Below are 14,945 nucleotides of genomic sequence, written 5' to 3' on the forward strand. Positions count from 1 at the left end.
CTGCGCATCGGCGCGGTGATCATCACCATGGGCACCCGCCCCGACGAGCTGAAGGCGCTGCTCGACTCGGTGGCCCGCCAGGAGGGCGAGCCCGTCGAGGTGGTCGTCGTCGGCCAGGGCGTGCCGCTGGACGGGCTGCCCGAAGGGGTCCGCACCGTGGAGCTGCCCGAGAACCTGGGCATCCCGGGCGGGCGCAACGCCGGCATCGAGGCCTTCGGCCCGGCCGGCCGCGACGTGGACGTCGTGCTCTTCCTCGACGACGACGGGCTGCTGGAGCGCACCGACACCGCCGAGCTGTGCCGGCAGGCGTTCGCCGAGGACCCGCAGCTCGGGATCGTCAGCTTCCGGATCGTGGACCCGGAGTCCGGTGAGACCCAGCGCCGTCACGTACCCCGGCTGCGTGCCTCGGACCCGCTGCGCTCCTCCCGCGTCACCACCTTCCTGGGCGGCGCCAGCGCCGTCCGCACGGCGGTGTTCTCACAGGTCGGGCTGCTGCCGGGGGAGTTCTTCTACGCACACGAGGAGACCGATCTGGCCTGGCGGGCGCTTGACGCCGGGTGGCTGATCGACTACCGAGCGGACATGGTGCTGCTGCACCCGAAGACCGCCCCCTCCCGGCACGCGGTCTACCACCGTATGGTGGCCCGTAACCGGGTGTGGCTCGCCCGCCGTAACCTGCCGGCCCTGCTGGTCCCGGTCTACGTGGGCGTCTGGCTGCTGCTGACGCTGCTGCGCAGACCGTCCGCTCCGGCCCTCAAGGCCTGGTTCGGCGGGTTCAAGGAGGGATGGACCACCCCCTGCGGACCCCGGCGCCCCATGCGGTGGCGTACGGTCTGGCGGCTGACCCGGCTGGGCCGACCGCCTGTCATCTGACCGCTCGCGTCTGAGACCATGGCGCGATCACGCGATCACGGGCCGACCGCCCAGGCCCGATGCCACCTTCTGCCGCATCTTGAAGACGGAAAGTTTCAACTTGTGAGTGACACAACTCAGGATGGCGCCCTCGCCACGAGCAAGCCGCCGTCCGAAGACGCACGGCTGACCCCCGCGGAGCTCGCCGCCAAGTACGGCCTGACCGTCAGCGGTGCCCGGCCCACCCTGGCCGGATACGTGCGGCAGCTGTGGGACCGGCGCCACTTCATCATGGCGTTCTCCCGGGCCAAGCTCGTGGCCCAGTACAGCGAGGCGAAGCTCGGGCAGGTCTGGCAGGTGGCGACCCCCCTGCTCAACGCCCTGGTGTACTACCTGATCTTCGGCCTGATCCTGAAGGCCGGCCGTGGCATGCCGCCGGGGGTCTACATCCCCTTCCTGGTGACGGGCATCTTCGTCTTCACCTTCACCCAGAGCTCGCTGATGGCGGGCGTCCGGGCGATCCCCGGCAACCTGGGCCTGGTCCGCGCGCTGCACTTCCCGAGGGCCTCCCTGCCGATCTCCTTCTCGATGCAGCAGCTCGGGCAGCTGCTGTACTCGATGATCGTGGTGGTCATCGTCGCGGTCTCCTTCGGCAACTACCCGCGGCTGTCCTGGCTGCTGGTCGTCCCGACGCTGGCGCTGCAGTTCCTCTTCAACACCGGCCTGGCGCTGATCTTCGCGCGGATGGGGGCCAAGACCCCCGACCTGGCGCAGCTGATGCCGTTCCTGACGCGCACGTGGATGTACGCCTCCGGCGTCATGTTCTCCATCAGCGAGATGCTCAAGGACAGGCCCGCGTGGATCGCCGACGTCCTGCAGTGGAACCCGGCGGCGATCTACATGGACCTGGTCCGCTTCGCGATGATCGACGACTACGGCCGCGAGAACCTGCCGCCGCACGTCTGGGCCTTCGCCGTGGGCTGGGCCCTCGTGATCGGCCTCGGCGGCTTCGTGTACTTCTGGAAGGCTGAGGAGCGTTACGGCCGTGGCTGACAACACCCTGGGGAAGGTTCCCACCGTCATCGCGGACGAGGTGCACATCGTCTACCGCGTGAACACCGGCCGCTCCGGCAAGGGCAGCGCCACGGCGGCGCTGAACAAGATAGTCCGCCGGGGCAAGGGCGACGCTCCGGGCGTGCGTCGCGTCCACGCCGTGCGCGGCGTCTCCTTCACCGCGTACCGCGGCGAGGCCATCGGGCTGATCGGCTCGAACGGCTCCGGCAAGTCGACCCTGCTGCGCGCCATCGCGGGCCTGCTGCCCTGCGAGTCCGGCAGGGTCTACACCGACGGCCAGCCCTCGCTGCTGGGCGTCAACGCGGCGCTGATGAACGATCTGACCGGCGAGCGCAACGTCGTGCTCGGCGGACTCGCGATGGGCATGAGCCGCGAGCAGATCAGGGAGCGCTACCAGGACATCGTCGACTTCTCCGGTATCAACGAGAAGGGCGATTTCATCTCGCTGCCGATGCGCACGTACTCCTCCGGTATGGCGGCGCGTCTGCGCTTTTCCATCGCGGCGGCCAAGGACCACGACGTCCTGATGATCGACGAGGCGCTGGCCACCGGTGACCGCAGCTTCCAGGTGCGTTCCGAGGACCGGATCCGCGAACTGCGGCAGAAGGCCGGCACCGTCTTCCTGGTGAGCCACAACAACAAGTCCATCCGCGACACCTGCGACCGGGTGCTGTGGCTGGAGAAGGGCGAGCTCCTGATGGACGGGCCCACCGAGGAAGTCGTCTCCGCCTACGAGAAGGCGACCAACCACTGACGTGGCGTCACCGCCGGCCCCCGTCGCCTCGCGCGGCGGGGGCCGCGCCATGCTCCGGGCGGCCCGCCCGGACGCAGGGAACGACATTCGGGGGCGCAGGAATACCCCAGAGGCTCCTGCGGCGTTGTACAGCGTAAGCTGGAGCGGTCCTGAATCGCGGCAAGAGGGGACGATTCCCCACAGGTGAAACGGCCTGGGATACCCGGGGGAAAACCCGGCGGCGTGTCCGAAATAGGATGTATTGGGTTCGCAGTGTAGAACGGGAGACGTGACGGCAATGGCGACGGGAATTCTCCGGCCCCCAGGTATTGGGCGGTGTCTTGCCGGACAGGCCGGAACGGCAACCGGGATCCCTCAGGCCGTCCCCGCCGCGGGCGGCGGGCGGTGAGCCCGGGGCACGGCATCCGTCCCCGGTCCGCACCGGCCTCCGACGCCCTCGTCCGGGCCACCCTCTCCAAGGCCCGGACGGAGAACTTCCCCGTCGCCCCGTCCTTCCTTCCCCGCGCCTGGCGCGAGGGTCTGATGGCGGTGTACGGGTACGCCCGCCTCGTCGACGACATCGGCGACGGCGACCTCGCCCCCGGCGGACACGACGCAGTCCTCCTCGGACTCGAACCGGCCGCCGCGGACCACCCGCTTACCATGCTCGACGCCTTCGAGGCCGACCTGATGCGCGTCTTCGGCGCCGCCGACGGCCCGCCCCGGCACCCGCTGCTCCAGGCGCTGCGGCCCGTGGTCCGCGACCACGGCCTCACCCCGGAGCCGTTCCTCGGGCTGATCGAGGCCAACCGCCAGGACCAGCGGGTCGCGCGCTACGAGACGTACGGCGAGCTCCTCGGCTACTGCGAGCTCTCCGCGAACCCGGTGGGCCGCCTCGTGCTGTCCCTCACCGGGACCAGCACCCCCGAACGGATCCGCCGCTCCGACGCCGTCTGCACCGCCCTGCAGATCGTGGAGCACGTCCAGGACGTCGCCGAGGACCTCGGCCGGGACCGGATCTACCTGCCCGCCGAGGACATGCGCCGCTACCGGGTGACCGGGACCGACCTGAAGGCGCCCACCGCGAACGCGTCCGTGCGTTCCCTGATCGCCTTCGAGGCCGAACGCGCCCGGGACCTGCTGGATGAAGGCACCCCGCTCGTGGGCAGCGTGCACGGCAGGCTCCGGCTGCTGCTCGCGGGTTTCGTGGGAGGAGGGCGCGCCGCCCTGCGAGCCGTCTCCGATGCCGGATTCGACGTACTCCCCGGCCCACCCAAGCCCACCAAGCACTGCCTGCTCCGCGAGGTGGCCGCCGTCCTGCGCACAGCGCCGAGAAAGGGGTGAGCCCGACCGTGGAGGGTTTCGCACACACGTCCGTACCGTCGGCACCGGTCCTCGCGGCCTACAGCTACTGCGAGGCCGTCACCGGGTCGCAGGCCCGCAACTTCGCGTACGGCATCCGCCTGCTGCCCACCGACAAGCGGCAGGCGATGTCCGCGCTCTACGCCTTCTCCCGGCGCGTCGACGACATCGGCGACGGCACGCTCGCCCCCGGGGCCAAGCTCGCCCGGCTGGAGGAGACCCGCGCCCAGCTCGGCCGGATCAGGGCCGGGGAGGTCGCCGAGGACGACACCGACCCGGTCGCCGTCGCCCTCGCCCACGCCGCGCGCCGCTTCCCGATCCCGCTCGGCGGCCTCGACGAACTCATCGACGGCGTCCTCATGGACGTCCGCGGCGAGAGCTACGAGACCTGGGAGGACCTCAAGGCCTACTGCCGCTGCGTGGCCGGTGCGATCGGGCGGCTCTCGCTCGGCGTGTTCGGCACCACACCGGGCGCGGCGGACGCCGACCGGGCCGCAGAGTACGCCGACACCCTCGGCCTCGCCCTCCAGCTCACCAACATCCTGCGTGACGTCCGTGAGGACGCCGCCAACGGCCGCACCTACCTCCCCGCCGAGGACCTCGCCAAGTTCGGCTGCACCGAAGGCTTCCACAGCGACCGGGTCGCCGCGGACGCCGACTTCGCCGGCCTCGTCCACCACGAAGTGCGGCGCGCCCGCGCCCTGTTCGTCGAGGGCTACCGGCTGCTGCCCATGCTCGACCGGCGCAGCGGCGCCTGCGTCGCCGCCATGGCCGGCATCTACCGCCGCCTCCTCGACCGCATCGAGCGTGAGCCCTACGCCGTGCTCCGCGGCCGGGTCTCGCTGCCTACCCACGAGAAGGCGTACGTCGCCGTGCGCGGCCTGTCCGGCCTCGACGCCCGCACCATCTCGCGCCAGAGCACGCGGAGGCGGATCTGATGAGCCCGACCACCACCCCCCGCGGGCCGGGCCGCCGCGCACAGGCAACCCCGGCGGCGGCCCCTGCGTCCGTCACCTCGGGACCCGCCCGTACGGCCGTCCCGGCAGGCAGCCGGACGACAGGGGAGGACGCATGAGCGGCAGCGACCGGCACGCCGTGGTCGTCGGTGGCGGCCTCGCGGGCGTCACCACCGCCCTCGAACTCGCCGACGCGGGCCTGCAGGTGACCCTGCTGGAGGGCCGGCCCCGGCTCGGCGGCCTCGCCTTCTCCTTCAAGCGCGGCGAACTCACCGTCGACAACGGCCAACACGTCTACCTGCGCTGCTGCACCGCCTACCGCTGGTTCCTCGACCGGATCGAGGGAGCCGCGCTCGCCCCGCTCCAGGACCGGCTCGACGTACCGGTCCTCGACGTCGCCCACCCCCGCGGCCCGCGCCTGGGCCGGCTGCGGCGCAGCGCCCTGCCCGTGCCCCTGCACCTGGCCGGCTCGCTCGCCCGCTACCCCCACCTCTCCCTCGCCGAACGCCTGAGCGTCGGGCGCGCCGCGCTCGCGCTGCGCCGCCTCGACCCCGCCGACCCGGCGCTCGACGGCCTGGACTTCGCGACCTGGCTCGGCCGCTACGGCCAGAGCCCGCGTACCGTCGAGGCCCTGTGGGACCTCGTCGGCATCGCGACGCTCAACGCCACCGCCGCCCACTCCTCGCTGGGCCTGGCCGCCATGGTCTTCAAGACCGGCCTGCTCTCCGAGAACAGCGCCGCGGACATCGGCTGGGCCGCGGTCCCCCTCGGTGACCTGCACGACACCCTGGCCCGCAAGGCGCTCGACGCAGCCGGCGTACGCACCGAACTGCGCACCCGCGTCACCGCCGTCTCCCGTACGCAGGAAGGGAACTGGCGGGTCGACACCGATACGGAGTCGCTCGACGCCGCCGCCGTCGTCCTCGCCGTCCCGCAGCGCGAGGCGCACGCACTGCTCCCGCCCGGCGCCCTGGCCGACCCGGACAAGCTCCTCGACATCGGCACCGCACCCATCCTCAACGTCCACGTCGTCTACGACCGCAAGGTGCTCAAGCAGCCCTTCTTCGCCGCGCTCGGCTCCCCGGTCCAGTGGGTCTTCGACCGGACCGACGCCTCCGGACTGCCCGACGGCGGCCAGTACCTCGCCCTGTCCCAGTCGGCCGCCCAGGACGACATCGACGAGCCGGTCTCCGTGCTGCGCGCGAAGTACCTGCCCGAGCTGGAACGGCTGCTGCCGGCCGCGCGCGGCGCCAAAGTACGGGACTTCTTCGTGACCCGGGAGCGGACCGCCACGTTCGCCCCCACCCCCGGCGTCGGCCGGCTGCGCCCCGGTGCGCGGACCGACACGCCGGGCCTTTACCTCGCCGGTGCGTGGACCGCCACCGGTTGGCCCGCGACGATGGAGGGCGCCGTACGCAGCGGACTGAGTGCGGCACACGCCGCCCTCGGCATGCTCGGCCGCCACCGCGAGCACCCCCTGCAGGAGGCGGTATGACGACCACCGGCACGACCCGCACAGCAGCACGTACAGGAAACAGAGGAGAGCCAGTGAACCCGGGGAACCCGGCAGTCGAGAACACGGATGCCGGTATGGGCGCGGCCGGTGCGGAGAAGGCGGACACCCTCGCCCTCCTGGAGCGCGGCCGCGCACTGTCGACTCCCGCGCTCCGCGCCGCGGTCGACCGGCTCGCGGCTCCCATGGACACCGTCGCCGCCTACCACTTCGGCTGGATCGACGCCCAGGGCAACCCGGCGGACGGCGACGGCGGCAAGGCCGTGCGCCCCGCGCTCGCCCTCCTGTCGGCCGAGGCCGCCGGCGCGGTGCCCGAGGTCGGCATCCCGGGCGCCGTCGCCGTCGAGCTGGTCCACAACTTCTCGCTGCTGCACGACGACCTGATGGACGGCGACGAGCAGCGCCGCCACCGCGACACGGTGTGGAAGGTGCACGGACCGGCGCAGGCCATCCTCGTCGGCGACGCGCTCTTCGCCCTCGCCAACGAGGTGCTGCTGGAACTCGGCACCGTCGAGGCGGGCCGGGCCACGCGCCGCCTGACCACCGCCAGCCGCAAGCTCATCGACGGCCAGGCGCAGGACATCTCCTACGAGCACCGCGAGCGCGTCAGCGTCGAGGAGTGCCTGGAGATGGAGGGCAACAAGACGGGCGCCCTGCTCGCCTGCGCGGTCTCCATCGGCGCCGTCCTCGGCGGGGCGGACGACCGTACGGCCGACAAGCTGGAGGAGTACGGCTACCACCTGGGCCTCGCCTTCCAGGCCGTCGACGACCTCCTCGGCATCTGGGGGGACCCGGAGTCCACCGGCAAGCAGACCTGGAGCGACCTGCGCCAGCGCAAGAAGTCCCTGCCGGTCGTCGCCGCGCTCGCCGCGGGCGGACCCGCCTGCGAGGAGCTGGCGCAGCTGCTCGCCGCGGACGCCAAGAGCAACGACTTCGAGAACTTCTCGGAGGAGGAGTTCGCCGCCCGTGCGGCGCTCATCGAGGCGGCGGGCGGCCGCGCGTGGACCGCGGAGGAGGCCCGCCGCCAGCACGCCGTGGCGATCCGGGCCCTGGACGAGGTGGACATGCCCCAGCGGGTGCGGGAACAGCTCGTCGCCCTCGCCGATTTCGTCGTCGTGCGCAAGAGGTGACCGCCATCCGGGCCGTCCACCCACGCATATGACTCGCCAGTCGCCGGCCGGCGCCTCCTGACAGGAGCGCCGGCCGACGGCAGACCCCAGCACAGCAGAGGACAGGACACTGCACGTAAGGGGAAGCCATGACAGCGACGACCGACAGTGCCGGTGCCTGCGGCGCTGATCCGGAGGACGGCGGGGCCGTGGCCGGCGCCGTGCCCGTGCGGACCGCCCGGCAGGCGGGGAGCCTCCCGGGACCGCTCCCGGGCACGGGGCTCGCGGACCCGGCCGGGGCCCCGGGGGACCCGCCCGCAGCGCCCTCCTGGTCCGGCCGGGCCGGGAGCGGGACGCAGGCCGTGCAGGCCGCCACCGCGCGGGCGGTCCGGCACCTGCTCGACCGCCAGGACCCCGAGGGCTGGTGGAAGGGCGACCTGGAGACCAACGTCACCATGGACGCCGAGGACCTCCTGCTGCGGCAGTTCCTCGGCATCCGGGACGAGGCCACCACCCGGGCCGCCGCCCTGTTCATCCGCGGTGAGCAGCGCGAGGACGGCACCTGGGCCACCTTCCACGGCGGACCGCCCGAACTCTCCGCCACCATCGAGGCGTACGTCGCCCTGCGCCTGGCCGGAGACGCCCCGGACGCCCCGCACATGGCGCGCGCCTCCGCCTGGATCCGGGCCCACGGCGGGATCGCCGCCGCCCGCGTCTTCACCCGCGTCTGGCTGGCCCTGTTCGGCTGGTGGAGCTGGGACCACCTGCCCGAACTCCCGCCCGAGCTGGTCTTCCTGCCGCCCTGGGTGCCGTTGAACATCTACGACTTCGGCTGCTGGGCCCGCCAGACCATCGTCCCGCTGACCGTGGTCTCCGCCAAGCGGCCGGTCCGCCCGGCCCCCTTCGCCCTCGACGAGCTGCACACCGACGCCCGGCGACCCTTCCCGGCCACCCGCCCGGCCCCGCTGGCCAGTTGGGAGGGCGCCTTCCAGCGGATGGACCGGGCCCTGCACGTCTACCGGCGGTTCGCCCCCCGCCGGCTGCGCAAGGCGGCCATGGACACCGCTGCCCGCTGGATCATCGAGCGCCAGGAGAACGACGGCTGCTGGGGCGGCATCCAGCCGCCCGCCGTGTATTCGATCATCGCCCTGCACCTGCTCGGATACGACCTCGGGCACCCCGTCATGCGGGCCGGCCTGGAATCCCTGGACCGGTTCGCCGTGTGGCGCGAGGACGGCGCCCGGATGATCGAGGCCTGCCAGTCCCCGGTCTGGGACACCTGCCTCGCCGCCATCGCCCTCGCCGACGCGGGCCTGCCCCCCGACCACCCGGCCCTGGTCAGGGCCGCCGACTGGATGCTCGGCGAGGAGATCGTCCGCACCGGCGACTGGGCCGTACGGCGGCCCGGACTGGCCCCCGGCGGCTGGGCGTTCGAGTTCCACAACGACAACTATCCCGACATCGACGACACCGCCGAAGTCGTCCTCGCCCTGCGCCGGATCAAGCACCCGCGGCCGGCCCGCGTCGAGGCGGCCATCGCCCGCGGGGTCTCCTGGAACCTCGGCATGCAGTCGCGCAACGGCGCTTGGGGTGCCTTCGACGCCGACAACACCAGCCCCTTCCCCAACCGCCTGCCCTTCTGCGACTTCGGCGAGGTCATCGACCCGCCGTCGGCCGACGTCACCGCCCACGTGGTGGAGATGCTCGCCGTCGAAGGCAGGGCCGCCGACCCCCGGACCCGGCGGGGCATCGCCTGGCTGCTCGCCGAACAGGAGCCGAACGGCAGCTGGTTCGGCCGCTGGGGCACCAACTACGTGTACGGGACGGGCTCGGTGGTCCCGGCGCTGACCACCGCCGGGATCGCCCCGGCCCATCCCGCGATCCGGCGGGCCGTGCGCTGGCTGGAGACCGTACAGAACGAGGACGGCGGGTGGGGCGAGGACCAGCGCTCCTACCGGGACCCCGGGTGGGCGGGCAGGGGCGCCTCGACCCCCTCGCAGACCGCGTGGGCCCTGATGGCGCTGCTCTCCGCGGGGGAGCGGGAGTCGAAGGCGGTGGAGCGCGGCATCGCGTACCTGGTGGACAGCCAGCGCGAGGACGGCTCCTGGGACGAGCCGTACTTCACCGGCACCGGATTCCCCTGGGACTTCTCCATCAACTACCACCTGTACCGGCAGGTGTTCCCGCTCACCGCACTCGGCCGCTACCTGTACGGGGAACCGTTCGCGCCGGGGGAGCGCTGATGAGCCCCGCCCGGCCCGGCGCCCCCGGAGCCGGGCTGCCGCTGCTGGTGGCCTGCGCCCTGCGCATCGAGCAGGCGGCCCTGCGCGGCGGCGGTGACCGCGGGTCCCGCCGCGCCCCCGAGGGCTACGCCCTGCTGCGTACGGGCATGGGCCCGCGCGCCGCCGAACGGGCCGTCGGCCGGGCGCTCGCCGAGCCGGGTCTGAGCGGGGCCGCGGTCCTCGCCACCGGGTTCTGCGCCGGACTGGTCCCGGGGATGCACCCCGGCGACCTGGTCGTCGCCGAGGAGACCCGGGACCCGCGGGGCACCGTCCCCTGCGCCGGGACCGCCCTGCTCGCCGAGGCACTGGCCCGGGCCGCCCCCGGCCGGACCGTGCACAGCGGCGCCCTGACCGGATCCGACCACGTCGTCCGCGGCCAGGAGCGCGCACACCTGCGGGCCACCGGCGCCATCGCGGTCGACATGGAGTCGGCGGCCACCCTCTGGGCCGCGAGCGGCGGCGCCGCACGCGGCCCCGGCCGTCCGGTTGCGGCCGTCCGGGTGATCGTGGACGCTCCGGAGCACGAGCTCGTCCGCATCGGCACCGTCCGCGGTGGAATATCGGCCTTCCGTGTACTGCGTGCCGTACTGCCCGCGTTTTATGACTGGCACCGTTCTTTGCTGCTCCCCAGGAGGTGAGCCAGATGGCCATGCCGCTGCGACAGTCCATCAGGGTCGGGACCTATCTTCTCGAACAGAAGCTCCGCAAGCGTGAGAAGTTCCCGCTGATCGTCGAGCTGGAACCGCTCTACGCCTGCAACCTGGCCTGCGAGGGGTGCGGGAAGATCCAGCACCCGGCCGGCGTGCTCAAGCAGCGCATGCCGGTGGCCCAGGCGGTCGGTGCCGTCCTTGAATCCGGCGCGCCCATGGTGTCCATCGCGGGCGGCGAGCCCCTGATGCATCCGCAGATCGACGAGATCGTGCGGCAGTTGGTGGCGAGGCGCAAGTACGTCTTCCTCTGCACCAACGCGATGCTGCTCCGCAAGAAGATCGAGAAGTTCACCCCCTCCCCGTACTTCGCCTTCGCCGTCCACATCGACGGGCTGCGCGATCGGCACGACGAGTCGGTGGCCAAGGAAGGCGTCTTCGACGAGGCGGTCGCCGCCATCAAGGAGGCGAAGAGGCGTGGTTTCCGCGTGACCACCAACTCCACCTTCTTCAACACGGACACCCCGCAGACCATCATCGAGGTGCTCAACTACCTCAACGACGACCTGAAGGTCGACGAAATGATGATCTCGCCCGCCTATGCCTACGAGAAGGCCCCCGACCAGGAGCACTTCCTGGGCGTCGAACAGACCCGCGAACTCTTCAGGAAGGCCTTCGCGGGCGGAAACCGGCGGCGCTGGCGGCTCAACCACTCCCCGCTCTTCCTGGACTTCCTGGAAGGCAAGGTCGATTTCCCCTGCACCGCCTGGGCCATTCCGAATTACTCCCTCTTCGGCTGGCAGCGCCCCTGCTATCTGATGAGCGACGGCTACGTGCCGACGTACCGGGAACTGATCGAGGAAACCGACTGGAGCAAGTACGGCCGCGGAAAGGACCCGCGGTGCGCGAATTGCATGGCGCACTGCGGCTACGAGCCGACCGCCGTCCTCGCCACCATGGGCTCGCTCAAGGAGTCCCTGCGCGCGGCCCGGGAGACGATCGCCGCCAACCGGGACGCGTCGGCATGAGCACCGGCCACGCGGGGGCGGGCGGCCGGTGCACGGGCTTCGACCTCGGCGCCCTGCTGGCCGAGCGCGGCGCCGAACGCTACGAGCTGCACACGCGCCACCTCAACCACCAGCTGCCCCGGATGCTGCACACCATCGGCTTCGACAAGGTCTACGAGCGGGCCGAGGGCGCCCACTTCTGGGACGCCGAGGGCAACGACTACCTCGACATGCTCGCGGGATTCGGGGTGATGGGCCTGGGCCGCCACCACCCGGTCGTCCGCCAGGCCCTGCACGACGTCCTCGACGCCCAGCTCGCCGACCTCACCCGCTTCGACTGCCAGCCGCTGCCCGGACTGCTGGCCGAGAAGCTGCTCTCGTACAGCCCCCACCTGGACCGGGTCTTCTTCGGCAACAGCGGCACCGAGGCGGTGGAGACGGCCCTGAAGTTCGCCCGGTACGCCACCGGGCGGCCCAGGATCCTCTACTGCGACCACGCCTTCCACGGGCTCACCACCGGCTCGCTCTCCGTCAACGGCGAGGCCGGCTTCCGGGACGGCTTCGCACCGCTGCTGCCCGACACCGGGATCCCCCTCGGCGATCTGGCCGCCCTGGAGCGGGAGCTGGGGCGCGGTGACGTCGCCGCCCTCGTGGTCGAGCCGATCCAGGGCAAGGGCGTCCTCGCCGCCCCGCCCGGTTTCCTGTCCGGCGCCCAGGAACTGCTGCACCGGCACAAGGCGCTGCTGATCGCGGACGAGGTACAGACCGGCCTCGGGCGGACCGGTGACTTCTACGCCTACCAGCACGAGCCGGGCGTGGAACCGGACCTGGTCTGCGTGGCGAAGGCGCTGTCGGGCGGCTACGTGCCGGTCGGTGCGACCCTCGGCAAGGACTGGATCTTCAAGAAGGTCTACTCGTCCATGGACCGGGTCCTGGTGCACTCCGCCAGCTTCGGTTCCAACGCCCAGGCGATGGCGGCCGGACTGGCGGTGCTCTGCGTCATGGAGGACGAGGCGGTGGTCGCCCGGGCCCGCGCGACGGGAGACCTGCTGCGCGGCCGCCTCGCGGCGCTGGTGGGCGAGTACGAGCTGCTGCACGAGGTGCGGGGGCGCGGCCTGATGATCGGCATCGAGTTCGGCCGCCCGCACTCGCTGGGCCTGCGCAGCCGGTGGACCATGCTCCAGGGGGCCCGCAAGGGGCTCTTCGCGCAGATGGTGGTGGTGCCGCTGCTCCAGAAGCACCGGATCCTCACCCAGGTCTCGGGCGACCACCTGGAGGTCATCAAGCTGATCCCGCCGCTGATCATCGACGAGGCGGACGTCGACCGCTTCGTCACCGCCTTCCGCGCGGTGATGGACGAGGCGCACGAGGGCGGCGGACTGATGTGGGACTTCGGCAGGACGCTGGTGAAGCAGGCCGTCGGCAACCGCTGACGGCCGGCCCGTGTGCCGGTCGCCGCGGCAGCCGGCACACGGGCCGGGGGCCCGGCCGGGCCGTGGGGGAGGGTAGGGCGGTCAGACGCCTTGGCGCGGCGGATCACGGCCACCGTGTGGGCGACGGCCTCGGCCATGGCCGTGCGCCGGCGCTCGGCCTCCTCCGGCGGGAGCTCGTCGGCGTACTAGCCGCTGAAGGTGAGCGCGAGCCTGCCGCGGTCGTCCTCGCCGATGTCGTTGTTGACGGTCCACACGGCCCTGTCGTCGGCGCGGTGGAAGGCCACCCGCCGACCGCTGTCGAAGACCACGTCCTCGCGGAAGCGGTCGCCGCCCAGCACGACCTCACGGACCAGGCCCTGCGGGCCGCGGGACAGCACGGTGCACTCGGTGATGGCGCAGACGTACGGCAGCGGATCGGCGGCCTTGGCCACCAGCCCGGCCCAGACGTCCTCCCGGGTCAGGCGGGGCTCGGCCGTGTCGTCGTCTCCGTTGACGGGCAGGGTGAAGGCGATGCGGGTCACTTCGGCTCCCTCGTCGGATGATCTTGCCGAAGACGCCAACCGGGCAACTGCCCTGTTCATTCCGCCGGTTCGCCGCCGCCCGTCGGGGCCGCCCGTCGGCCCTGCGCGTCGGCCCTGCCCCGCGATGCGCGGGTCAGGGCCGACGGGTGCCGGACGACGCGACCTAGTCGAGCAGGTGCTCGCGCAGGCGGGTGAGGGTCGCGGGCGTGAGCCGGAGGCCCTCGGCCAGATAGCGGTCGAGGCCGCCCCAGTGATCGTCGATGGTGTCGAAGGCGGCGGTGAGGTACTCCGCACGGGCCTCGAAGAGCGGGGTGATCAGTTCCACCACCTCGGGGGAGTGGGCCTCGGACGGCTCGCCCGCGCGGCGCATCCGGTAGCGGCGGTGCGGGGCGTTCGACTCCATGTAGTCCGCGGTGATGGCCTCCCGGTCCACGCCCAGCGCGAGCAGGGTGACGGCGATCGACAGCCCCGCCCGGTCCTTCCCGGCCGCGCAGTGCATGAGGGCCGGGACGCTCGCGTCGGCGAGGGCGTGCACGACCCGGCTGTGCTCGCCGGTGCGGTTCCTGACCATCGAGCGGTACGAGGCGGTCATCCGGGCGGCGCCCTTCCCGTCACCGAGGAGGGCGCGGAGCTGGTCGAGACCGCCTTCGCGGACCATCGTCCAGAACTCCCGCCCGTCGGCTGGATCGGACAGGGGGATGTTGACGTTGCGGACGCCCGGCAGCTCGACGTCGAGGCCCTCCAGGGCGTGGTCCGCGTCGTTGCGGAAGTCGAAGATGGTGTGCAGGCCCAGCGAGGCGAGGAATTCCGTGTCCTTTTCGGTGGCATGTGCCAAATGTCCGCTTCGGAACAGTCGTCCCGGCTTGATCCTGCGCCCGTCGGTGGTCGGCAGGCCACCCACGTCGCGGAAGTTGCGCACTCCGACCAGCTCAGGTTCCACCGGTGGGGTGTGGGGTATCTGCTGGGTCACGGAATTCTCCTCCGTATCGTCGCGGATGTCCGAATTTGGACCACTTGGACGCAACCTGCCTGTACAGAAGGGTAGATCGCGTCCCCGCCCGTGAGCCAGATCATACGGTGACCGTGCGTGCCTGATCGCGGTTCTCGAATTGCCCTGTGGGGAGGGTTGTTGCCGCCGTGGAATGGACGCAGGGTGACCGGAATTCCGCCGATCCCCCACTGCCGGGAAACTGATGGGTAATTCATGGCTTGTTCCGTACGGTCCGGCTGGATTAGGTTCGCCCCGATCCGGATGGACCGCCGAATCCTGCCGCCATCCGGGAACCGCACCCGACTATTCACGCGCGCGGCAGGAGCGGGGGAACCAGGTAAGCCGCTGCTCCGGATCTTTCTTCCGGACAGCTCGGGGTGAAGCCGTACAGGTGCTGTTCCTGTCCGGCCGGACATCTCCAGTCCGAACCCGACAGCTCACCTCGCAGGCGACGGAGAGGAATTC

Annotated in this window: 13 protein-coding genes and 1 riboswitch; of the genes, 11 read left to right on the forward strand and 2 right to left on the reverse strand. The window is 71.9% G+C overall.

From position 1 onward, the window contains the following. The 11 genes from AB0B01_RS12815 to AB0B01_RS12865 all read left to right on the forward strand — a co-directional run bounded on the left by AB0B01_RS12815 (position 1) and on the right by AB0B01_RS12865 (position 12,968). Entirely contained in the window at positions 1 to 873 is an 873-nt protein-coding gene (locus tag AB0B01_RS12815; protein WP_361716821.1) for a glycosyltransferase, read from the forward strand. Between the two features lie 102 nt (positions 874 to 975). Continuing rightward, a complete protein-coding gene (locus tag AB0B01_RS12820) occupies positions 976 to 1,905 on the forward strand; it encodes an ABC transporter permease (protein WP_361716656.1) in 930 nt (309 codons plus the stop codon). Further along, positions 1,898 to 2,680 carry an ABC transporter ATP-binding protein gene (locus AB0B01_RS12825; protein ID WP_361716659.1) on the forward strand — a complete coding sequence of 261 codons (783 nt, stop codon included), beginning with the start codon at positions 1,898 to 1,900 and terminating at the stop codon, positions 2,678 to 2,680. Before AB0B01_RS12820 ends, AB0B01_RS12825 begins: the two co-directional genes overlap by 8 nt. A gap of 402 nt (positions 2,681 to 3,082) precedes the next feature. After that, positions 3,083 to 4,003 carry a squalene synthase HpnC gene (gene hpnC, locus AB0B01_RS12830; RefSeq protein ID WP_361716824.1) on the forward strand — a complete coding sequence of 307 codons (921 nt, stop codon included), beginning with the start codon at positions 3,083 to 3,085 and terminating at the stop codon, positions 4,001 to 4,003. Next, the gene (gene hpnD, locus AB0B01_RS12835; RefSeq protein ID WP_361716662.1) at positions 4,000 to 4,959 is read left to right on the forward strand and encodes a presqualene diphosphate synthase HpnD; all 960 of its coding nucleotides are present in this window, start codon (positions 4,000 to 4,002) and stop codon (positions 4,957 to 4,959) included. The genes hpnC and hpnD overlap by 4 nt, the downstream gene beginning before the upstream one ends. A 133-nt stretch (positions 4,960 to 5,092) precedes the next feature. Next, entirely contained in the window at positions 5,093 to 6,472 is a 1,380-nt protein-coding gene (gene hpnE, locus AB0B01_RS12840; RefSeq protein WP_361716665.1) for a hydroxysqualene dehydroxylase HpnE, read from the forward strand. Between the two features lie 95 nt (positions 6,473 to 6,567). Further along, complete coding sequence (locus AB0B01_RS12845) at positions 6,568 to 7,620, forward strand: polyprenyl synthetase family protein (protein WP_361716827.1); 1,053 nt, start codon at positions 6,568 to 6,570, stop codon at positions 7,618 to 7,620. A gap of 128 nt (positions 7,621 to 7,748) precedes the next feature. Further along, positions 7,749 to 9,842 (forward strand): squalene--hopene cyclase, encoded by a 2,094-nt coding sequence (gene shc / locus AB0B01_RS12850; protein ID WP_361716667.1) that lies wholly within the window; start codon positions 7,749 to 7,751, stop codon positions 9,840 to 9,842. Then, positions 9,842 to 10,519: a 1-hydroxy-2-methyl-2-butenyl 4-diphosphate reductase gene (locus AB0B01_RS12855; RefSeq protein WP_361716670.1), complete on the forward strand. Its 678-nt coding sequence runs from the start codon at positions 9,842 to 9,844 to the stop codon at positions 10,517 to 10,519. The genes shc and AB0B01_RS12855 overlap by 1 nt, the downstream gene beginning before the upstream one ends. A 5-nt stretch (positions 10,520 to 10,524) precedes the next feature. After that, the gene (gene hpnH / locus AB0B01_RS12860; RefSeq protein WP_361716673.1) at positions 10,525 to 11,556 is read left to right on the forward strand and encodes an adenosyl-hopene transferase HpnH; all 1,032 of its coding nucleotides are present in this window, start codon (positions 10,525 to 10,527) and stop codon (positions 11,554 to 11,556) included. After that, on the forward strand, positions 11,553 to 12,968 hold the full coding sequence (locus AB0B01_RS12865) for an aspartate aminotransferase family protein (protein WP_361716675.1): 1,416 nt from the start codon (positions 11,553 to 11,555) through the stop codon (positions 12,966 to 12,968). The genes hpnH and AB0B01_RS12865 overlap by 4 nt, the downstream gene beginning before the upstream one ends. Before the next feature lie 185 nt (positions 12,969 to 13,153). On the opposite strand, the gene AB0B01_RS12870 is transcribed toward AB0B01_RS12865, so the two are convergent. Together AB0B01_RS12870 and AB0B01_RS12875 are read right to left on the reverse strand one after the other, a co-directional pair. Further along, on the reverse strand, positions 13,154 to 13,489 hold the full coding sequence (locus AB0B01_RS12870) for an SRPBCC family protein (RefSeq protein ID WP_361716678.1): 336 nt from the start codon (positions 13,487 to 13,489) through the stop codon (positions 13,154 to 13,156). 163 nt (positions 13,490 to 13,652) lie between these two features. Continuing rightward, positions 13,653 to 14,459 (reverse strand): tyrosine-protein phosphatase, encoded by an 807-nt coding sequence (locus AB0B01_RS12875; protein ID WP_361716681.1) that lies wholly within the window; start codon positions 14,457 to 14,459, stop codon positions 13,653 to 13,655. A gap of 278 nt (positions 14,460 to 14,737) precedes the next feature. Next, a riboswitch (cyclic di-AMP (ydaO/yuaA leader) is annotated at positions 14,738 to 14,944 on the forward strand. Position 14,945 lies beyond the last annotated feature (1 nt).

The organism is Streptomyces sp. NPDC044571, assembly GCF_040647115.1.
Taxonomy (GTDB): Bacteria; Actinomycetota; Actinomycetes; order Streptomycetales; family Streptomycetaceae; genus Streptomyces.

Excerpts from the sequence above, each read along its gene's own strand:
- shc (WP_361716667.1), top strand. The coding sequence starts at position 7,749 with ATGACAGCGACGACCGACAGTGCCGGTGCCTGCGGCGCTGATCCGGAG.
- AB0B01_RS12865 (WP_361716675.1), top strand. The coding sequence starts at position 11,553 with ATGAGCACCGGCCACGCGGGGGCGGGCGGCCGGTGCACGGGCTTCGAC.
- AB0B01_RS12855 (WP_361716670.1), top strand. The coding sequence starts at position 9,842 with ATGAGCCCCGCCCGGCCCGGCGCCCCCGGAGCCGGGCTGCCGCTGCTG.
- AB0B01_RS12845 (WP_361716827.1), top strand. The coding sequence starts at position 6,568 with ATGGGCGCGGCCGGTGCGGAGAAGGCGGACACCCTCGCCCTCCTGGAG.
- hpnE (WP_361716665.1), top strand. The coding sequence starts at position 5,093 with ATGAGCGGCAGCGACCGGCACGCCGTGGTCGTCGGTGGCGGCCTCGCG.
- hpnH (WP_361716673.1), top strand. The coding sequence starts at position 10,525 with ATGGCCATGCCGCTGCGACAGTCCATCAGGGTCGGGACCTATCTTCTC.